Below are 19,274 nucleotides of genomic sequence, written 5' to 3'. Positions count from 1 at the left end.
ACCGGTACCGGAGTGGCAGGGGGTGCGGACGCGGTGAACGCGACGACCGGGCCGATGCCTGCTGCGCCGGGACAGACGGGTGGGCCGGTGGCTGCGGCCCCGGTGGCCCCGGTGGCCGCGCCCGGACCGATGCCGGCCGCGGGGCCGATGCCGTCGTCGCCTCCGCCCCTGCCTTCCCAGGCTCCGGCCGGGCCCCCGCCGACCCCGGCGCCGGCCCCGGCTTCGCAGCAGCCCTCGTTTTCGCAGCCGCCCTCGGTTTCGCAACCGCCCTCGGCCCAGGACCAGGGCTCGTACCAGGAGCAGGGTCCGGTCCAGGGGCAGCCCACCGTCCAGGGACAGGCAACCGTCCAGGGGCAGCCCACCGTCCAGGGACAGGCCACCGCCCAGGGGCAGGCCCCGGCGCCCGGTCGCTACGGGCGGACCGGCCTGCCGGCGCGGACGCCCGTCTCCGTACCCCTGCTGCCGCCCGAGCTGGCCGACGGGCAGCTCCGGCCCCGCCGCGGCGACCCACTGGCCCGGCGCGCCGGCCGTGCGCTGCGCCGGGTCTTCGCCTCGTCCCCGGCCGCCGAGACGGCCGCCGTCACACAAGCCGCGTACGCCATCCAGCAGCCGGTGACGTCCGGCCGGCAGATCGCCGTGTCCAGCATCCGCGGCGGCGCCGGCAAGTCCACCGTCGCCGCCCTCCTGGCGCTCACCTATGCGCACTACCGCTCCGACCCGGTGCTCGCCGTCGAGGCGGACCCGGCGCTCGGCACGCTGCCGCACCGCCTCGGCGCGCGCGAGGTGCGCTGGTCCGGCAGCGATCTGGCGCAGATAGTGGATCCGTCGATGCTGATCACGGACCTGACGGGATACCTCCTGCCGTTCGCGGGCGGCGGCTGGCTGCTGCCCGGCAGCCAGGGCTCCATCGGCACCCGGCTCGACATCGACACCTACCGCGTCGTGATGACGTCGTTGCGCCGCCACTTCGCGACCACGGTCGTGGACTGCGAGACGCTGCCCGCCGAGGTGGCGCGCACCGCGCTGGTGACCACCCAGGCGCGGGTGCTGGTCACGCCGGCGACCCCGGAGGGCGTGGCGGCCACCCGCTCCGTACTGAACTGGATCGGCGGGCTGCACCCCGGTCTGCTGCCGACCACGGTGGTCGTGCTCACCCACCCCTCGCCCGACAGCGGCGTCGAGGTGCGCAGGGCCGCGGAGCACCTCGGCGCCGGTGGTGCGGCGGTGCTGCCGCTGCCGTACGACCGTCATCTGGCGGCCGGCGGCGCCATCCGTACGGAGCTGCTCGGCGAGCGGACCCGGGAGGCGGCGGCGCGGATCGCGGCCGAGGCGATGGACCGCGCGGTCTCCCGCGACCCGGGCCGGCGACCGCAGCAGCCGGCCCCGTACCCACCGGCACAAGCCCAGGCACCCGGACCGGCACCATCCCCGGCCCCCGCCCAGGTTCCGGCACCCGCCCGCCCCCCGGCCCCGGCGGCCGCACCGCCCTACCCGGCGTACCCGCAGAACCCGGGCGCCCCGGTCATCCCGGCCACCCCGTATACCGCCACCCCTACGCCGCCCGGCCCTTCCGCCCCGGCGCCGGCCCCGCCCGCTCCCGGCGACCCGGGCGCCGCCCCACCCCACCGGGACCCCGTGCCCGACAACCGCAGCCCCTTCGACGGCGGCCCGATCCACTGACCACTGATCCACCGATCAGCGACTGATCCACTGACCAGCGACCACTGATCATTGATCGCTGATCCGCCACGCTGCGACGGGTGCCGTCATCCGGTAGATCCACAGCGCCCTTCGCCCCGCCCGGCGACCCCCTCGTCCCGCTCCGTGAGACACCTTCTGAGACAACCGGACGGGGCGTCTACGCTGCCTGCCGCCCAGGTAGGGCGAAGTAGGGACAAGCTCACCGTCGGCGACGACGCGGCTTCTCGGGGCAGCCCGGCCAGGGCCTAGACTCCCGTCCGTACAGATCGTCGAAGTCGTTGAACAAGCGCACTCAGGGAGCGAGGGGCGGACGTGCCGGACGCGACCGTACGCACCACCGTCGCCGCGGACTACTTCCAGGGCTATTCGGTCGTCGGGATCATCGCCGTGATCGGCGTGCTCTTCGTCGCCGTGGCCTTCGGAGCCGGGCGGCTGCTGCGGCCTGTCGTACCGACACCCGAGAAGCTGCTGACGTACGAGTGCGGTGTGGATCCGGTCGGCGAGGGCTGGGCGCACACCCAGGTCCGCTACTACGTCTACGCCTTCCTCTATGTCATCTTCGCCGTCGACTCGATCTTCCTGTTCCCCTGGGCGACGATCTTCGCCGCCCCCGGATTCGGCGGCGTGACGCTCGCGGAGATGTTCATCTTCCTCGGGTTCCTCGCCGTCGGCCTGCTCTACGCATGGAAGAAGGGCGTCCTGGAATGGACGTGACCCGCGCCTCCAACAGCTCCGCAGTCGCCCCCGAGGGCGCAGCCCCCGAGTTCCTGCCGGAGCCGCGCAGGCTGGGCACCCTCGCCCGGCTCGCGCCCGAACCGATGAAGGTGGTCCTCAACTGGGGCCGCCGCTACAGCCTGTGGGTCTTCAACTTCGGGCTGGCCTGCTGCGCCATCGAATTCATCGCCGCGTCCATGGCGCGTCACGACTTCATCCGGCTCGGCGTGATCCCGTTCGCGCCCGGTCCGCGGCAGGCCGACCTGATGGTCGTCTCCGGCACCGTCACCGACAAGATGGCGCCCGCGGTCAAGCGGCTCTACGAGCAGATGCCCGAGCCGAAGTACGTCATCTCCTTCGGGGCCTGCTCCAACTGCGGCGGCCCGTACTGGGACTCGTACTCGGTCACCAAGGGCGTCGACCAGATCATCCCGGTCGACGTGTACGTACCGGGCTGCCCGCCGCGGCCGGAGGCGCTTCTCCAGGGCATCCTGAAGCTCCAGGAGAAGATCGCGCGCGAATCGCTGGGGGAGCGCTACGGCCGGAGCGGCGCGCCCCGCGCCTCGGCCGCCGCGCTGCGCAGCGGACTCGTGACCCCGCCCGCGCCCCAGACGGCGGAGCCGACGCATACGGCCGCGCCGACGGACACCGCTGAGCCGACGGACAAGGCGGAGCAGGCGAAGCCCGCGGGGGAGGAGCCCCGATGAGCGACCGGCCCGAGACGCCCGAGACGCCCGAGACTTCTGGGACGCCCGAGCAGTCCGAGACGTCCGAGACGCCTGAGCAGACCGACCAGGCCGAAACGCCCGCCCCCGCCCCCGCCCCCGAGCCCGTCGTCGGATGGCTGCCGCGGCCCGCGAGCGAGATCTTCGGCGCCGGAGCCACCGCGGAGCTGGCGTACGAGCTGCTGACCGTCGACGTCCCGGCGGACGGCTGGCTCACCGCGCTGACGGCCGCCCGCGACGACCTGGGCTGCACCTACTTCGACTGGCTGAGCGCCGTCGACGAGCCCGGCACCGGATTCCGGATCTGCGTGCACGTCGCCGACCCGGCCCGCCCGGGCGCCGTCCGGGGGCTGATCGTACGGACGACGGTTCCGCACGACGCGGCCGCGCTGCCCACCGCCATCGGCGTGTACGCGGGCGCGGGCTGGCACGAGCGCGAGACCCACGAGATGTTCGGCGTCGACTTCACCGGCCACCCCCACCTCGTACCGCTGCTGCTCCCCGAGGGCTTCGAGGGGCACCCGCTGCGCAAGGACTTCGTGCTGGCCGCGCGGGTCGCCAAGGCGTGGCCGGGCGCCAAGGAGCCGGGGGAGTCCGAACACGGCGGGCCCAAGCGCCGCCAGATGCTGCCCCCGGGCGTCCCGGACCCGAACGAGTGGGGTCCGCTGAAGGGCCAGCTGCCGCCCGCGCCCGCGCGGCCGGCGCGCGGTGCCCGTGCGGCCGGTGGTGCTCGTGCGGCCGGCGCGGCCGGTGCGGCGGCGGGCGAGCGTCCGGCCCGGCGTACCCGCAGCGTGAGCGCGGGCTCGGCGAGCCAGCAGGCGGCGGCTGCGGCGGAGGCGGCGACGGACCAGGGCCCGGCGGACGCGGCTGCTCCGGAGCGGCCCGAACGCCCGGAGCGTACGGAACGCCCCGCGCGCCGTACGCGCTCCGCGAGCGAGGGCTCGGCCGGCCAGCGGCAGGCGGCGGCAGGCACGGAGGCATCGAAGGACACGGACCGGCCGGACGGAACCCCGTCGGCCGCCCCCGAGGCGGCGGCCCCGCGCTCCTCCGACGCGCCCTGGCACCACGCCCGCCCGACCTTCGACGAGCCGAAGCCGAAGCCGGAGACCGAGCCCAAGCCGGAGACCGAGCCGAAGCCGAAGACCCAGCCGGAGACCGAGCCGAAGCAGCAAGCAGAGCCGCAGCCCGCGCCGGAAACGAAACAGCAGCCCGAGCCGAAGCCCGAGCCGGAGGCGGAGCCGAAGCCCGAGCCCGCCCCCGAGCAGCACCCCGGCCCCCGCTCCCCGAACGACGACGCGCAACCCCCGGCAGGAGGCGACACCCCATGAGCGACGCTCTCGACATCGCGCTGCGCCTCCTCGCCGTCTTCGCCGTGTTCCTGGTGTTCCCCCTGGTCATCGGGCAGACCGAGCACAAGGTCATGGCCCATATGCAGGGCCGGCTCGGCCCCATGTACGCGGGTGGGTTCCACGGCTGGGCCCAGCTGGTCGCCGACGGGGTGAAGTTCGCGCAGAAGGAGGACATCGTTCCGGCCGGCGCGGACCGGCGGATCTTCCAGCTCGCGCCCGCCGTCGCCCTGCTGCCGTACCTCCTGGTCCTGGTCGCCATCCCGATAGGGCCGCACAACGCCGTCGGACAGGACCTGGACGCGGGCATCTTCTTCGTCCTCGCCGTCATGGGCGTCGGCGTGCTCGGCTCGCTGATGGCCGGCTGGGCCTCGGCGAACAAGTTCTCCCTGCTCGGCGGCCTGCGGACGGCCGCGCAGCTGCTCGCGTACGAGCTGCCGATGCTGCTCGCGGCGGCGTCCGTCGCGATGGCGGCCGGCACGCTCTCGCTGACCGGCATCGTCGAGGCGTTCCACTGGTGGTGGCTGCCGTGGCAGATCGTCGGCGGCGTCGTCTTCTTCACCGCGGGGCTCGCCGAGCTTCAGCGGCCGCCGTTCGACATGCCGGTCGCCGACTCCGAGATCATCTTCGGCGCGTACACCGAGTACACCGGGCTGCGCTTCGCCCTCTTCCTGCTCGCCGAGTACGCGGGCATCGTCGTCCTCTGCGCACTGACGTCCGTGCTGTTCCTCGGCGGCTGGCACGGCCCGTTCGGTGCCGCCGGCCTGGGCTGGCTGTGGACGCTGCTGAAGACCGTGATCCTCGCCTTCGGCGTCATCTGGCTGCGGGTGACCTACCCGCGGCTGCGCGAGGACCAGCTGCAGAAGCTCGCCTGGACGGTCCTCATCCCGCTCGCTCTCGCCCAGATCGCCCTCACCGGCGTCATCAAGGTGGTGATCTCGTCATGAGCTTCCCCGGTTCCGGCCTCGCCAAGGGCCTCGCCGTCACCCTGCGGACGATGACGAAGCGATCCGTCACCGCGCAGTACCCGGACGTCCAGCCCGACCTGCCGCCCCGCAGCCGCGGCGTCATCGGGCTGTTCGAGGAGAACTGCACGGTCTGCATGCTGTGCGCGCGCGAGTGCCCGGACTGGTGCATCTACATCGACTCCCACAAGGAGACGGTGCCGCCGGCCGCGCCCGGTGGCCGCGAGCGCAGCCGCAATGTGCTGGACCGCTTCGCGATCGACTTCGCGCTGTGCATGTACTGCGGGATCTGCATCGAGGTCTGCCCCTTCGACGCGCTCTTCTGGTCACCGGAATTCGAGTACGCCGAGACGGACATCCGCGAGCTGACCCACGAGCGCGACAAGCTCCGCGAGTGGATGTGGACGGTGCCCGAGCCGCCGGCGCTCGACCCGAAGGCCGAGGAGCCCAAGGAGATCGCCGCCGCCCGTAAGGCCGCGGACAAACTCGCCGCCCAGCAGGCGGCGGAAGCCGAGGCCGAGGCTCCGGCGCAGGACGCCGAGGCTCCGGCCCAGGACCGGGACCGGGAACGACCGGAGACCCCAGGGGAGGGCACGTGACGCTCGCCGCCACCGCCGCCGGCCAGGGATTCCTCTCTCCCGGCGGCGTCGAGATCGCCTTCCTCCTCGTCGGCCTCGCCACCCTCGGCGCGGCCGTCGTCACCGTCACCACCCGTCAGCTGGTGCACGCCGCCCTCTGGCTGGTCGTCGCCCTCGGCGGGATCGCGATCGAATACCTGCTGCTCACGGCCGAGTTCATCGCCTGGGTGCAGGTGCTCATCTACGTCGGTTCGGTCGTCGTCCTCCTGCTCTTCGGACTGATGCTCACCAAGGCGCCCATCGGCCGTTCCCCGGACGCCGATTCCGGCAACCGCTGGGCCGCGCTGATCGTCGCGCTCGCCTCGGCCGGCACCCTGGTCTGGGTCGTCGTCGACGCCTTCCGCGCCACCTGGATCAACCTCGACGCCGTCCAGGGCTCCACCGAGACCACCGGGCGCAGCCTCTTCCAGTACTGGGTACTGCCCTTCGAGGCGCTGTCCGTGCTGCTGCTGGCCGCGCTCGTCGGCGCCATCGTGCTGTCCCGCCGGGGCGGAGAGGGCAAGGCTCCCGCGGCGGCCCTCCGGAACACCACCGCCACCGCCCCCGCCCCGCGAGAGGAGCAGCGCTGATGCACCTCGCCTATCCGGCCGTCCTCGCCGTCCTCCTCTTCTGCACCGGCCTGTACGGCGTGCTCGCCCGCCGCAACGCCATCCTGGTGCTGATGTCCGTCGAGCTGATGCTCAACGCCGTCAACCTCAACCTCGTCGCCTTCGACGTCTGGCTGCGCGACACGCTGCACGCCGGCCAGGCGCTCACCCTCTTCACCATCACCGTCGCCGCCGCCGAGATCGGCATCGGCCTGGCCATCGTGCTGCTCGTCTACCGCAACCGCGGCAGCTCCGACATCGACCGGCTCCGCGACCTCGCCGAGCGGCCGGACGGGGCGGACGCGGAAGCGACGAACCGGCAGCCGGACACCGAGGCGGAGGCCACCGCGTGACGCTCACGACCACCGCCGTTCTCGTTCCCCTCCTGCCCTTCCTCGGGGCCGTCGCCGGCCTCTTCCTGGGGCGCCGCGCGCCCGGTTTCGTACGGCCGCTGGCCGTGCTGCCGACGCTGGCCGCGGCCGCGCTGACCGTCGTCGTCGCGGTCGGACAGGGCGGCGGCACCGCCACCGACGTCGCCACCCGGCTCACCCCGACCGGCTCGATCCCCATCGACCTGGCCCTGCACGTCGACGGCTTCGCCGCGCTGATGGCCGTCCTCGTGGGTGTCGTGGCGACCTGTGTGCAGCTCTACTCCACCGCCTATCTGCGCGAGGACCCGCGCTACGCCTCCTACGCCGCGCTGGTCTCCCTCTTCACCTCCGCGATGCTGCTGGTCGTCTACACCGGCGACCTGATGGTGCTGCTGGTCGGCTGGGAAGTCATGGGCATCTGCTCCTACTTCCTCGTCGGCCACTACTGGGAGACCGAGACCGCCCGCGCCGCCTCCCTCAAGGCGTTCCTCGTCACCAAGCTCGGCGATGTCCCCTTCCTCTTCGGCATCTTCGCGCTGGCCGCCGACGCCGGAACCTTCCGCATCACCGGCATCCTCGGCTCGGTCGCCAACCGCGGCCTGGACCACCCGACGCTGATCGCGCTGCTGCTGCTGGCCGGCGTCGCCGGCAAGTCGGCGCAGTTCCCGCTGCACACCTGGCTCCCGGACGCGATGGCCGGCCCGACGCCGGTCTCGGCGCTGATCCACGCCGCGACGATGGTGGCGGCCGGCATCTACGTCGTGGCCCGTCTCCTCCCGGTCTTCGCGGCCTCCGCGGCCGCCCTGATCGTGATGGCCGTCATGGCGGCGATCACCATGGTCGGCTCCGGTCTCGCCGCGCTGGCCCAGGACGACATCAAGCGCGTGCTGGCCTATTCGACGGTCGGCCAGCTCGGCTACATGCTGGGCGCGCTGGCCGTCGGCGACCGCGGAGCCGCCGTCTTCCACCTCCTGACGCACGGTGCGTTCAAGGCCCTCCTCTTCCTGGGCGCGGGCGTGATCATCCACGCCGCGGGCACCAACTCGCTCGCCGCGATGTCCCGGATGACGGGCCTGGCCCGGCGCATCCCGGACGCCTACTGGACCGTCACCGTCGCGCTGCTCGCGCTCGCCGCGATCCCGCCGTTCGCCGGCTTCTTCTCCAAGGAAGCCGTCCTGGGCGCGGCCGAGCACGCCGCCACCGGCGGTGCGCACGGCATCCCCGGCGCCGCCGGCTGGACCGTGCTGGTCTCCGGCCTGCTCACCGCCCTGCTCACCGCGGCCTACGCCACCCGCCTGTGGCTGCTGGTCTTCAAGGGCAGCGGCGTCGAAGCCCCCGACCACGGCCGGCAGCCGCTCGTCATGAACGCCGTCCTGTGGGTGCTGTTCGTCCCCACCCTCGCGCTCGGCCTCACCGCCCCCTTCCTGCCCGACTGGTTCGACGGGCGTTCGCTCGCCCCGGCCCTGACCACCTCCGTCCTGGGCACCGGTATCGCCGTCGCCGGCGGCCTGGTCACCTACGCGGCCTGGCGCCACACCACGGCCCTGGCCGCCCGCACCCCGATCGGCGCGGTCATCGCCGACCCGGACGCCCCGCCCGGGCTCGCCGAGGAGACGGCCATCGCCACCCACGCCCCGGTCTACGGGAGCGTGGCCGCCGCGCCGGACCCGGCCGACCCCGGCCGCCTCCTCCTCGGCCCGCTGCAGCCGCACGCCGCCGTCGGCTTCCACCTCGACGCCGTCTACACCGCGCTGTTCGTCCGCCCCGTACGCGCCGCCGCCACGCTCGTCCGCTTCCTGGACCGCGAGGTCGTCGACACCTACGTCCGCGGCGCGGGCGCCGCCCCCCGCTGGCTGGGCGCCGCCGTCCGCCGCGCCCAGACCGGCAACGTGCAGACCTACCTCGGCGCGCTGCTCGCCGGCTCGCTCGTGCTGGCCGTCGCCGCCGTCCTCATCGCCACGGGCACGGGAGCCTGACCGTGCCGCCATCCGCCGGGGGCCGACCCCCGCACCGCCAGCCGACAGTCCGCGTGGCCCGCCCCGCCGGAGCCGGAACCCCGAGGAGGGCCTGACCCGTGAACCACACCGCCCTGCAGATCCTCCTCGCGGCCCTCGTCGCCCTGCCCCTGATCGGCGCGCTGGCCGCACTGTTCCCGGCCCCGCCCGGCCTGAGGGGCAAGAACCCCGACCAGGCCGTGCTGCGCCACGGCGTGACCGTCACCGGCGCCGTGCTCGCCGCCGCGATCGCGCTGGCCGCCGGCTTCGATCACGATCACCCGGCCCGTATGCAGGCCACCACCGACATCAGCTGGATCCCGGCGCTCGACATCCGCATCCACCTCGGCGTCGACGGCATCTCGCTCCCCCTCGTCGTCATGACCGCGCTGCTGACCTTCCTCTGCGCGCTCTATTCGTACTTCCACATGCCAACGGGCCCGTCACCCAAGGCATTTGTGGCCCTGCTGCTCGTCCTGGAGGCCGGCACCCTCGCCACCTTCGCCGTCCTGGACCTGATGCTGTTCTTCCTCGCCTTTGAGATGGTCCTCATCCCGATGTACTTCCTGATCGCCCGCTGGGGCGGCGCCGGAAGGCAGGCGGCTGCCTGGAAGTTCATCCTCTACACGCTGCTCGGCTCCGTCGTGATGCTGCTCGGCCTCCTCCTCATCGGCGTGAAATCCGGCACGTTCGACATGGTGGCACTCGCCACTGACAACGGCCCGAAAGCCCAGCTCAGCCACACCGTCCAGCTGCTCGCGGTACTCGCGGTCGGCATCGGACTGGCCGTCAAGTCGCCCCTGTGGCCGCTGCACAGCTGGCTGCCGGACGCACACACCGCCGCCCCCACCGTCGGCTCGGTGCTGCTGGCCGGCGTCCTGCTGAAGATGGGCACGTACGGCTTCGTGCGGATCGCGCTGCCGATCACCCCCGAGGGCATGCACACCTTCGCCCCGTACCTGGCCGCACTGGCCGCCGTCGGCATCGTCTACGGCTCGCTCGCGTGCCTCGCCCTCGTCCGCAAGGGCGCCAAGGGCGACCTCAAGCGCCTGATCGCCTACAGCTCCGTCGGCCACATGGGCTTCGTCCTGCTCGGCATCGCCAGCATGACCCCCACCGGCGTCAACGGCGCGCTGTTCGCCAACATCGCGCACGGCCTGATCACCGGCCTGCTGTTCTTCATGGTCGGCGCCCTCAAGGACCGCTTCGGCAGCACCGACCTCGACACCCTCGCCGGCAGCACCGGCGCCGCCCTCTACGGCAGGGCCCCCCGCTTCGGCGGCCTGCTCGCCTTCGGGGCCGTCGCCTCCCTGGGCCTCCCCGGACTCGCCGGCTTCTGGGGCGAGATGCTCGCCATGTTCGGCGCCTTCCGGCCGGCCGCCGGCCTGAGCCGCCCCGCCTTCCTGACGTTCATGGCGCTGGCCGGCCTCGGCACCCTGCTGACCGCCGCCTACCTGCTGCTGGTCGTCCGCCGCGTCTGCATGGGCGGCACCCCGCACCTCGCAGCGACCGCCCCGCTCGGCGCCGGCGACCCGTCCGGCGACGACGCCGCCACGCCCGGCCGCGCCGCCGACCGGGCCCCCGCGATCCCCGACCTCGCGCGCTACGAGTACGCCGCCTGGTCCCCGCTGGCCGCCCTCACCGTCCTCGCCGGCCTGTGGCCGGCAGCCCTCCTCGGCCTCAGCGATCCGGCCGTCCAGCAGCTCCTCGGAGGCGGTAAGTGATGAGCCAGGTCACCTCCCTCGTCCAGTCCGTCGACTGGGTCGCCCTCGCACCGCCCACCCTGACCGCGGCCGTCGCCCTGGTGGTGCTCGTCGCCGACCTCTTCGTCCCGGCGGCCCGCAAGCCGCTGCTCGGCTGGCTCGCGACGGCGGGTCTCGCGCTCGCCGCGCTGTCCCTGCTGCCCCTCCTGAACGGCGACCGCCGCACCTTCTGCCTCGCCGGGCACCCCGACGTGTGCAGCTACGTGGCCGACCCGTTCGCCCTGGTCATCCAGTTCCTGGTGCTCGCCGGCGCACTGCTGACCGCGCTGCTGTCCATCGACACCGTCAAGGACCAGGACCTGCCCTCCGGCGAGTACTGGTTCCTGCTGCTGTCCTCCGCGGCCGGCGCCGCCCTGCTGCCCGCCTCCCGGGACCTCGCCACCCTCGTCATCGCCCTGGAGGTGGCCTCGCTGCCCGCCTTCGCCCTCGTGGGCCTGCGGCGCGGCGACCGCCTCTCCTCCGAGGCGGCGCTGAAGTTCTTCCTGTCCTCGGTGGCCGCCACCGCCGTGATGCTGCTCGGCGTGAGCTTCCTGTACGCCGCCACCGGCAGCCTGCACCTCTCCCGGGTGGCGCACGCCCTCACCGCCCTGCCCGACCCGCGCCTCGCCACCCTGGCCGGCGCCGGCGCCGCGCTCACCCTGGTGGGCTTCGCCTTCAAGACCGCGGCCGCCCCGTTCCACTTCTGGGTGCCGGACACCTACGTGGGCGCCCCGCTGCCCATCGCCGGCTACCTCTCCGTGGTCGGCAAGGCCGTCGGCTTCTCCGGCCTGATCCTCGTCACCGTCCAGGGCTTCCCCTCGTACGCCGACGTCTGGGGCCCGGCGCTGGCCGTGCTGGCCGCGCTCACCATGACCGTCGGCAACGTCGCGGCGCTGCGCCAGGACCCGTACCGGGCGCACAGCGCGGTCCGCCTGCTCGCCTGGTCCTCGGTCGGCCAGGCCGGCTACCTCCTGGTCCCGCTCGCCGCGGCCGGCTACGTCCACGACCCGGCGCACGCCATCGGCTCCACCGTCGCCTACGCCCTGATGTACGCGGCCGTGAACCTCGGCGCCTTCGCCGTCGCCGCCCTGGTCGCCCGTACCCGCCCGGCCAACCGCATCGCCGACTACCGGGGCCTGTACGCCCGGCGCCCCCTGGTGGCGCTCGCCCTCGGCTTCTTCCTGCTCTGCCTGGCCGGTCTGCCGCCCGGCATCATCGGCCTGTTCGCCAAGGTCACGGTGTTCTCCGCGGCCGTCGACGCGGGGCTGGCCTGGCTCGCCGTGGTGATGGCCGTCAACGTCGTCATCGCGCTCTACTACTACCTCCAGTGGACCGCGGTGCTGTTCCGCGGCGCCGAGGAGACCGGGGCCGCACCCGCGGGCCCGGAGCCGGCCCACGGGTGGATCCCGGCGCCCCTCGCCACCGCCATCGGCCTCGCCGCCGTCCTCGGCGTCGCCCTCTCCGGCGCCCCGCAGCTCGTCCTGCGCTTCGCGTCCGGCGCGCTGCTCTGACGGCGGCTCCGCGCTCCTCCGGCAGGTCCTGACGGCGCCCAGGGCGCCCGTACGGCGGTACGCCCCACGGGGCGGCCGTCCGTGCCCCGCCCGGCCCCGCCGCTCGCGCACAGGGGAACCAGGCCCGTTCATCTCGCGTTGACCAGTGAGTAAGGGTCCACTGGAGAGTGGAGCAACGAAGCACAGGGTTCCCCTGCCGCACCGCTTGGAGGGCGTACCGTGCACCGCCGGCACAACGGGCTCAGGACCGCCGTACTCCTCGGAGGGCTGTCCGCCCTCATCATCGTCATCGGCAGCCTCTTCGGCCGTACCGGCCTGATCATCGCCGTCCTGGTGGCGCTGGGCACCAACGCCTACGCGTACTGGAACAGCGACAAGCTCGCACTGCGGGCCATGCGGGCCCGCCCGGTCAGCGAGTTCGAGGCGCCGCAGCTCTACCGGATGGTCCGCGAACTGTCGACGGCCGCCCGCCAGCCCATGCCGCGGCTGTACATCTCCCCGACCCAGGCACCCAACGCCTTCGCCACCGGCCGCAACCCGCGCAACGCCGCGGTCTGCTGCACCGACGGCATCCTCCAGCTCCTCGACGAGCGCGAGCTGCGCGGCGTCATCGGCCACGAGCTCAGCCACGTCTACAACCGCGACATCCTCATCTCCTCCGTGGCCGGCGCGCTGGCATCGGTGGTGATGTTCCTGGTCAACTTCGCCTGGCTGATCCCCCTGGGCAGAAGCGACGACGACGAGGGACCCGGCCTCCTCGGCATGCTGCTGATCATGATCCTCGGGCCGGTCGCGGCCTCGCTGATCCAGCTGGCCGTCAGCCGCTCCCGCGAGTACGAGGCCGACGCCTCGGGCGCCCAGCTCACCGGCGACCCGCTCGCCCTGGCCTCCGCCCTGCGCAAGCTGGAGAGCGGCACCCGGCAGCTGCCCCTGCCGCCCGAGCCGCGCCTGGAGACGGCGAGCCACATGATGATCGCCAACCCGTTCGGCGCGGGCGGCGGCCTGTCCCGGCTGTTCTCCACCCACCCGCCGATGGGCGAGCGGATCACCCGCCTCGAACAGATGGCGGGCCACCGCCACCCGTGAGGCCGGCCGCGACGGGCGGCTGGCCGCCCCCACCCGCCCGTCGCATGATGATTGCAACGTTCAACCGGCTCCGGTGCGTCTAGCACGGCAGATTCAGATGTGTTCCCGCCGTGCCCGTGGAAGGCTGCCGATCATGAAAACCCTCCTCAACGTCCTCTGGCTGGTCCTCAGCGGCTTCTGGCTGGCCATCGGCTACGTCCTCGCCGGGATCATCTGCTGCATCCTGATCATCACGATCCCGTTCGGCATCGCGTCCTTCCGGATCGCCGGCTACGCCCTGTGGCCCTTCGGACGGACCACGGTCCTGCGGCACGACGCCGGCGTCGGGTCGGCGGTCGGCAACGTCATCTGGATCATCTTCGCGGGCTGGTGGCTGGCCCTGGGGCACATCGTCACCGGTCTGGCCCTGTGCGTGACGATCATCGGCATCCCCTTCGGCATCGCCAACTTCAAGATGATCCCGATCTCCCTGGTGCCCCTGGGCCGCGACATCGTCCCCACGGACCAGCCGTTCGCCACCCGCTGACCCCGGGAGCACCCCGGAGCCCCGCGCCCTCGCCTCACGCCCGTACGAGCCCCCGTGGGGCCACGTAGCGCCGGAAACCGAGCGGCTCGACCCCCGGCAGGCCGTTGATGAACCGCATCACCTCACCGCCGCCCCCGAGCCGTGCGTCGACCACCCGCTGGTGGGCCTCCGGGGTCGTCCACTCGCTGTAGTTGACGATCCGGGTGCCGTCCTCGCTGATGTGGAAGTGCGAGGCGATCGCACCGGAGCCCTGCTGCCGCTCGCCCAGCAGGCCGAACAGCCCGTCGACGAGCTCCCGGGCCGCGTCGTGCCCCGTCGTCCGGAAGGCGACGCGGACGACGCAGCCCGGGGCCTCCGGCTCCTCCTCGGGCAGCATGCTGCGGTACAGCCGGTAACGGGCGGGCCCCTCGTTGCCGACGTCCCCCACCGCGTCCAGCGCCGCCGCGATCCGCTCGCTCAGGCCGGTGTCCTCACTCCGGACGAACTCCCGGTGCGCCGCCTCGCTCGTCCACTGGGCGTAATTGAGCACGCTGCGCCCGTCCGTCCCGGCGAACAGCACCCGGGAGAGGAAGTCCGCCGGCAGCGGCGTCTCCTCCCAGGCGCGGGCCACCCCCTCCAGGACCGCCCGCTGCCCTTCGGGGCCGCCCGCGTCCCACTCGCTGATCAGCACCGTCCCGGCATCCGGCCGTCGCACCTGAGGGAACACATCCACCAGAAAACCGCCCCCGGCCCCGCCGGCGGGGTTCTTGCGCACGTCGTGAGAAGTAGTCATGCGACGACCCTGCAACCTCAACCAAGATCGAGGTCAAGCGGTCCGCGCGGAATCCCCGTACGGCGGCCCGGGAAACGCCGGTGGGGCGGCACGCCGCAGCGCACCGCCCCATCCGAAGGCACCCGAAAGCCGGACTGCTACCGGTAGTTCACGAACTGGATCGCGAAGTCCAGGTCCTTGCCCTTCAGCAGCTGCTGCACCGCCTGCAGGTCGTCCCGGCTTTTCGAGGTGACGCGCAGCTCGTCGCCCTGCACCTGCGCCTTGACGCCCTTGGGACCCTCATCGCGAATGATCTTGGCGACCTTCTTCGCGTTCTCCTGCGAGATCCCCTCCTCCACGGAGGCGAAGATCTTGTACTCCTTGCCCGAAGCCTGCGGCTCACCGGCGTCCAGCGCCTTCAGCGAGATCCCGCGCTTGACCAGCTTGGACTGGAAGATGTCGAGCACGGCCTTGACCCGCTCCTCGGCGTTGGCCCGCATCTCGATCTTCTCGCCCGACCATGCGATCGAGGCGTCCACGCCCTTGAAGTCGTAGCGCGTCGAGATCTCCTTGGCGGCCTGGTTGAGGGCGTTGTCGACCTCCTGCCGCTCTACCTTCGAGACGATGTCGAAACTGGAGTCGGCCATGTTGAGTTGGCTCCTCGTACCTAGATCCGTCACGGCTGCGGTCCGTCCCCGGACCGCCTGCCCAGCCTAGCCACCCGACCAAGATCCAGCGCTCACGAATCGGGTGGCGAACCACCCCCAGCCATCGGGTATGGTTTACGTCGTTGCCACGGAGCGCCGCCCACAGCGGATCTCCCGGCAGCAAACCCTGGCGGTGTGCCCGAGCGGCCAAAGGGAGCAGACTGTAAATCTGCCGGCTTCGCCTTCCCAGGTTCGAATCCTGGCGCCGCCACAGGTGTGGAAAGGCCCCTGAATCGTAGAAATGCGATTCAGGGGCCTTTTCGTGTGCCGCGCCGGCACCGTGCCTCAGTGGTTCGCGACCGCCCGCACCGCGTCCTCCACCGGCACGTCCCCACTGATCAGCTCCAGCGTGCGGCCGACGGTGCCCGGCTCGTCGAGCAGTGCCACCAGGGTGGCCGCCACGTCATCGCGTGAAACCTCGCCGGGCCCGGTCGCGTCGGCCAGCGTGATCAGGCCGGTCCCGGGGTCGTTCGTCAGCCGGCCCGGCCGCAGGATCGTCCAGTCCAGCCCCGCGCGGGCCCGTACGTCCGCGTCCGCGGCGCCCTTCGCCCGCAGGTACGTCGCGAAGACCGGGTCGGTGCCCTCGGGCGGCTCACGGTCCGCGCCCATCGAGGAGACGACGAGGAAGCGGCGCACGCCCGTCGCCTCCGCCGCGTCCGCGAACAGCACCGCCGCGCCGCGGTCCACCGTCTCCTTGCGTGCGGTGCCGCTGCCCGGACCGGCGCCCGCCGCGAAGACGGCCGCGTCGGCGCCCTCCATGTGCCGGGCGACATCCTCCACGGACGCCGACTCCAGGTCGCAGACCACCGGTTCGGCGCCCGCGGCCAGCAAGTCGCCGGCCTGCTCCGGCCGGCGGATGATGCCCGCCACCTCGTCCCCGCGCTTGGCGAGCAACCGCTCCAGCCGCAGCGCGATCTGACCATGTCCACCTGCGATGACAATGCGCATGATCCCGACCGTACGCCGAAGGGGCGTCAGGCGGCGCGGGACCGGCCGGAGCGGCGGAACCCTTCTTGCCGCGCAGCTGGATCCGCCGGCTCAGCGCTGTGACTGCCGCGGCAGCTCCAGCGCCACCTCCGCCGCCGAGTCGCAGTACTCGCGCACCGCGCTGGTACGCGCGACCACCCGCCCGCGGTGGATCACGATCCGGCTGTACGCGAGCGAGAGCACCCCGGCGATCCGCTCGCCGCGCACGGCCAGCAGTTCCGCGGGGAAGCCCGCCTCGACGCGCACCTCCGGCAGCCCCAGCGTCGTCCGAGCCGCCGAACTCACCGTGTCGTACGCCGCCTCCGGAGTGGCCTCCCCCAGGGACGCCAGCAGATAGGCGGCCTCCAACGGGTCGCCGCGCCCCACCGGGTTCGCCACGTCCCGCAGCGCCCCGCTGCCGGCCGCCACCCGCACCCCGGCGGCCTTCAGCAGCCGTACGGGGGCCGGCCGCGCCACCCGGGAGCCGTACCGCTCCAGGCCCGCACAGTCGCCCTGCGGCAGGCAGACGACGGCGACATCGGCGGCGGCCAGCTGCTCGGCGACCCGCGACGCCACACTGCGCGGCATCCGGGCCATCCCGGCGCACGGCCCGAGCGCGACGCCCGGGCGCAGCCCGCCGGACATCGCCGCGACGCGGGCCAGCCGGGCGGGGTCGTCACCGTCCGTGTGCAGATCGACCGGGCAGCCGTGTTCGCCCGCCAGCTCCAGGACCGTCTCGACGTACCCGGCCGGATCGGGGTCCAGGTCGGGACAGCCGCCGATGACCGAGGCGCCCATCTTCACCGCGTCCCGCAGCATCGCCAGCCCGTCCGCGCCGGCCACCCCGGTCAGCACCCGGGGCACCGCCACCGCCGCCAGGTCCGCCAGCCCGCGCAGCGACCGGCGCGCCTGGAGCACCGCCTCCAGCGAGCGCAGCCCCTGGACGTCGCCGATCCTGACGTGGCTGCGGGAGGCGGTGGCACCGTGCCCCAGCTGGAGCAGCGCGGCCTCGGTCGTCCGCCGCTGGACGTCCTCGGGGGAGCCGGAGGCCGGGCCCTCGGAGTCCGCGGTCAGGGCGGTGTCGCAGTGCGCGTGCGGCTCGGCGGGGGCGGGGAGCAGGAGATAGCCGGCGAGGTCGACGCGGGCGCCCTGCGGGGCGAGGCTGCCGGCCGTCCCGACGGCCTCGATGCGCCCCCCGCCCAGCCGTACGTCCACGGTGCGGCCGTCGGCGAGCCGGGCGCCGCACAGGACCAGCGCGCCGCTGTCCGACCTGGTGTACCGGCCGGGGCTGCCCGGCTTTCCCGGCTGGGGCTGCGGCTGCGGCGAACTGCTGTCGGACATCGCGCTCCTCGAAGGCACGGGCGTGCAAGATCACGCAGCGTGGTTCCGAGATTAGGGCGCCGCCGGGAGAGCTTCGCGCAGGCGCGAAATAGTCGTACCGGTGTGGTGCGGGGGGTGGTTGGGGCGTGCCGCGGATACGGATTTCACGTTTGGCGGCGGGCCGTGTAATGTCTTCATCGCTCGCCCCAATAGCTCAGTCGGCAGAGCGTCTCCATGGTAAGGAGAAGGTCTACGGTTCGATTCCGTATTGGGGCTCTGATGTGTGAGGTACCCGCCTTCGGGCGGGCGCCACTCGCATCGCAGCGGTGTAGCTCAGTCGGTAGAGCAAGCGGCTCATAATCGCTGTGTCACCGGTTCAAGTCCGGTCACCGCTACTGACAGTAGCCGATTGTGGGGTCGGTCCTTCGATCGGCTACTCTTTTATGCGTTCATCCGTCCAACTTGTCCGTCAAGGAGCACTCACGTGGCTGCCACCGACGTCCGCCCGAAGATCACGCTGGCCTGCGTGGAGTGCAAGGAGCGGAACTACATCACCAAGAAGAACCGGCGTAACGACCCGGACCGTCTTGAGATGAAGAAGCACTGCCCGCGCTGCAACTCGCACACCGCGCACCGCGAGACGCGATAACACAGGCTAGTCCGTGAGGCCGTCCCCATTCGTGGGGGCGGCCTCACGGCGTTATCACCATCAGTACACGGAGGTTGCGAGCCCATGGCGCTCGACCAGTCTTTTGTCGGCCGTACGTACCCGGCCACCGACCCGTACGAGGTCGGCCGGGAAAAGATCCGCGAATTCGCCGAGGCGATCGGGGACACCAACCCGGCTTACACCGACGCCGAAGCAGCCAAGGCGCTCGGTCACCCCGATGTGATCGCCCCGCCGACCTTTGTGTTCGCCATCACTTTCAAGGCCGCGGGACAGGTCATCGAGGACCCGCAACTCGGCCTGGACTACAGCCGGGTGGTGCACGGCGACCAGAAGTTCGCCTACACCCGCCCGGTGCGCAGCGGTGACCGGCTGGCCGTCACCTCCACCATCGAAGCGATCAAGACCATGGCGGGCAACGACATCATCGACATCCGCGGCGAGGTGCACGACGAGGCCGGCGAACACGTCGTGACCGCCTTCACCAAGCTGGTGGCCCGTCGCGCCGAGGAGGCATGAAATGACCGCCCAGATCTCTTACGACGACGTCGAGGTCGGCACCGAACTCCCGGCGCAGAGCTTCCCGGTGAGCCGCGCCACGCTCGTGCGCTACGCGGGCGCCTCCGGTGACTTCAACCCGATTCACTGGAACGAGAAGTTCGCCAAGGAGGTCGGCCTGCCCGACGTCATCGCCCACGGCATGTTCACCATGGCCGAGGCGATCCGGGTGGTCACCGACTGGGCCGGCGACCCGGGCGCGGTCGCCGAGTACGGGGTGCGCTTCACCAAGCCCGTCGTCGTCCCCAACGACGACAACGGCGCACTGATCGAGGTCAGCGCCAAGGTCGCGGCCAAGCTCGACGACGACGCCCGTACGGTCCGGGTCGACCTGACCGCGATGAGCGCCGGCCAGAAGGTGCTGGGCATGTCCCGCGCCGTGGTCCGCCTGGCCTGAGC

20 protein-coding genes and 3 tRNA genes are annotated in these 19,274 nt (G+C 72.6%); 19 read left to right on the top strand and 4 right to left on the bottom strand.

Going from position 1 to position 19,274, the window contains the following annotated elements:
- Positions 1-87 precede the first annotated feature (87 nt).
- The 13 genes from OO62_RS41390 to OO62_RS24605 all read left to right on the top strand — a co-directional run bounded on the left by OO62_RS41390 (position 88) and on the right by OO62_RS24605 (position 13,906).
- Positions 88-1,680, top strand: coding sequence for a CpaE/TadZ family protein (locus OO62_RS41390; protein WP_266105132.1), 1,593 nt, complete (start codon positions 88-90; stop codon positions 1,678-1,680).
- Between the two features lie 333 nt (positions 1,681-2,013).
- Entirely contained in the window at positions 2,014-2,415 is a 402-nt protein-coding gene (locus OO62_RS24660) for an NADH-quinone oxidoreductase subunit A (RefSeq protein ID WP_033269735.1), read from the top strand.
- Complete coding sequence (locus tag OO62_RS24655; RefSeq protein WP_078617336.1) at positions 2,406-3,122, top strand: NADH-quinone oxidoreductase subunit B; 717 nt, start codon at positions 2,406-2,408, stop codon at positions 3,120-3,122. Before OO62_RS24660 ends, OO62_RS24655 begins: the two co-directional genes overlap by 10 nt.
- Positions 3,119-4,468 (top strand): NADH-quinone oxidoreductase subunit C, encoded by a 1,350-nt coding sequence (locus OO62_RS24650; protein WP_051733559.1) that lies wholly within the window; start codon positions 3,119-3,121, stop codon positions 4,466-4,468. The genes OO62_RS24655 and OO62_RS24650 overlap by 4 nt, the downstream gene beginning before the upstream one ends.
- A complete protein-coding gene (gene nuoH, locus OO62_RS24645; protein ID WP_033269734.1) occupies positions 4,465-5,433 on the top strand; it encodes an NADH-quinone oxidoreductase subunit NuoH in 969 nt (322 codons plus the stop codon). Before OO62_RS24650 ends, nuoH begins: the two co-directional genes overlap by 4 nt.
- On the top strand, positions 5,430-6,050 hold the full coding sequence (locus OO62_RS24640; RefSeq protein ID WP_033269733.1) for a NuoI/complex I 23 kDa subunit family protein: 621 nt from the start codon (positions 5,430-5,432) through the stop codon (positions 6,048-6,050). Before nuoH ends, OO62_RS24640 begins: the two co-directional genes overlap by 4 nt.
- A complete protein-coding gene (locus OO62_RS24635; RefSeq protein ID WP_033269732.1) occupies positions 6,047-6,658 on the top strand; it encodes an NADH-quinone oxidoreductase subunit J family protein in 612 nt (203 codons plus the stop codon). Before OO62_RS24640 ends, OO62_RS24635 begins: the two co-directional genes overlap by 4 nt.
- Complete coding sequence (nuoK, locus tag OO62_RS24630; RefSeq protein WP_033269731.1) at positions 6,658-7,029, top strand: NADH-quinone oxidoreductase subunit NuoK; 372 nt, start codon at positions 6,658-6,660, stop codon at positions 7,027-7,029. The genes OO62_RS24635 and nuoK overlap by 1 nt, the downstream gene beginning before the upstream one ends.
- Complete coding sequence (locus OO62_RS24625; protein WP_033269730.1) at positions 7,026-9,023, top strand: NADH-quinone oxidoreductase subunit 5 family protein; 1,998 nt, start codon at positions 7,026-7,028, stop codon at positions 9,021-9,023. The genes nuoK and OO62_RS24625 overlap by 4 nt, the downstream gene beginning before the upstream one ends.
- Before the next feature lie 113 nt (positions 9,024-9,136).
- On the top strand, positions 9,137-10,765 hold the full coding sequence (locus OO62_RS24620) for a complex I subunit 4 family protein (protein WP_033269765.1): 1,629 nt from the start codon (positions 9,137-9,139) through the stop codon (positions 10,763-10,765).
- Positions 10,765-12,294: an NADH-quinone oxidoreductase subunit N gene (locus tag OO62_RS24615; protein ID WP_033269729.1), complete on the top strand. Its 1,530-nt coding sequence runs from the start codon at positions 10,765-10,767 to the stop codon at positions 12,292-12,294. The genes OO62_RS24620 and OO62_RS24615 overlap by 1 nt, the downstream gene beginning before the upstream one ends.
- Before the next feature lie 219 nt (positions 12,295-12,513).
- On the top strand, positions 12,514-13,380 hold the full coding sequence (htpX, locus tag OO62_RS24610) for a zinc metalloprotease HtpX (RefSeq protein ID WP_033269728.1): 867 nt from the start codon (positions 12,514-12,516) through the stop codon (positions 13,378-13,380).
- Positions 13,381-13,513: 133 nt separating this feature from the next.
- Complete coding sequence (locus OO62_RS24605) at positions 13,514-13,906, top strand: YccF domain-containing protein (protein ID WP_033269727.1); 393 nt, start codon at positions 13,514-13,516, stop codon at positions 13,904-13,906.
- Positions 13,907-13,940: 34 nt separating this feature from the next.
- Here the strand turns inward: OO62_RS24605 and OO62_RS24600 are convergent, their stop codons facing one another.
- Together OO62_RS24600 and OO62_RS24595 are read right to left on the bottom strand one after the other, a co-directional pair.
- A complete protein-coding gene (locus tag OO62_RS24600) occupies positions 13,941-14,678 on the bottom strand; it encodes an antibiotic biosynthesis monooxygenase (protein ID WP_129322979.1) in 738 nt (245 codons plus the stop codon).
- A 137-nt stretch (positions 14,679-14,815) separates the two neighbouring features.
- The gene (locus OO62_RS24595) at positions 14,816-15,304 is read right to left on the bottom strand and encodes a YajQ family cyclic di-GMP-binding protein (RefSeq protein WP_033269726.1); all 489 of its coding nucleotides are present in this window, start codon (positions 15,302-15,304) and stop codon (positions 14,816-14,818) included.
- Between the two features lie 189 nt (positions 15,305-15,493).
- On the opposite strand from OO62_RS24595, the gene OO62_RS24590 reads away from it, so the two are divergent.
- Positions 15,494-15,575: transfer RNA gene (locus tag OO62_RS24590), tRNA-Tyr, on the top strand.
- A 74-nt stretch (positions 15,576-15,649) separates the two neighbouring features.
- Here the strand turns inward: OO62_RS24590 and OO62_RS24585 are convergent.
- Positions 15,650-16,312 (bottom strand): SDR family oxidoreductase, encoded by a 663-nt coding sequence (locus tag OO62_RS24585; RefSeq protein WP_033269725.1) that lies wholly within the window; start codon positions 16,310-16,312, stop codon positions 15,650-15,652.
- Positions 16,313-16,402: 90 nt separating this feature from the next.
- Entirely contained in the window at positions 16,403-17,671 is a 1,269-nt protein-coding gene (locus OO62_RS24580) for an amidohydrolase family protein (RefSeq protein ID WP_033269724.1), read from the bottom strand.
- Between the two features lie 182 nt (positions 17,672-17,853).
- Between OO62_RS24580 and OO62_RS24575 the strand changes: the two genes are divergently transcribed.
- The 5 genes from OO62_RS24575 (at position 17,854) to OO62_RS24555 (ending at position 19,272) form a co-directional block, all read left to right on the top strand.
- Positions 17,854-17,926, top strand: a tRNA-Thr gene (locus OO62_RS24575).
- A gap of 46 nt (positions 17,927-17,972) precedes the next feature.
- A tRNA-Met gene (locus OO62_RS24570) sits at positions 17,973-18,045 on the top strand.
- 89 nt (positions 18,046-18,134) lie between these two features.
- The gene (gene rpmG, locus OO62_RS24565) at positions 18,135-18,299 is read left to right on the top strand and encodes a 50S ribosomal protein L33 (RefSeq protein ID WP_006604855.1); all 165 of its coding nucleotides are present in this window, start codon (positions 18,135-18,137) and stop codon (positions 18,297-18,299) included.
- Positions 18,300-18,383: 84 nt separating this feature from the next.
- Positions 18,384-18,836 carry a MaoC family dehydratase N-terminal domain-containing protein gene (locus tag OO62_RS24560; RefSeq protein WP_033269723.1) on the top strand — a complete coding sequence of 151 codons (453 nt, stop codon included), beginning with the start codon at positions 18,384-18,386 and terminating at the stop codon, positions 18,834-18,836.
- A 1-nt stretch (position 18,837) separates the two neighbouring features.
- Positions 18,838-19,272 (top strand): MaoC family dehydratase, encoded by a 435-nt coding sequence (locus OO62_RS24555; protein ID WP_033269722.1) that lies wholly within the window; start codon positions 18,838-18,840, stop codon positions 19,270-19,272.
- The last annotated feature ends 2 nt before the right edge of the window (positions 19,273-19,274 follow it).

The organism is Streptomyces lydicus (genome assembly GCF_000717345.1).
In the GTDB taxonomy this organism is placed as follows: Bacteria; Actinomycetota; Actinomycetes; order Streptomycetales; family Streptomycetaceae; genus Streptomyces; species Streptomyces lydicus.
The sequence above is the reverse complement of the archived record's forward strand: the minus strand, read 5'-3'. Positions and strand labels throughout refer to the sequence as shown.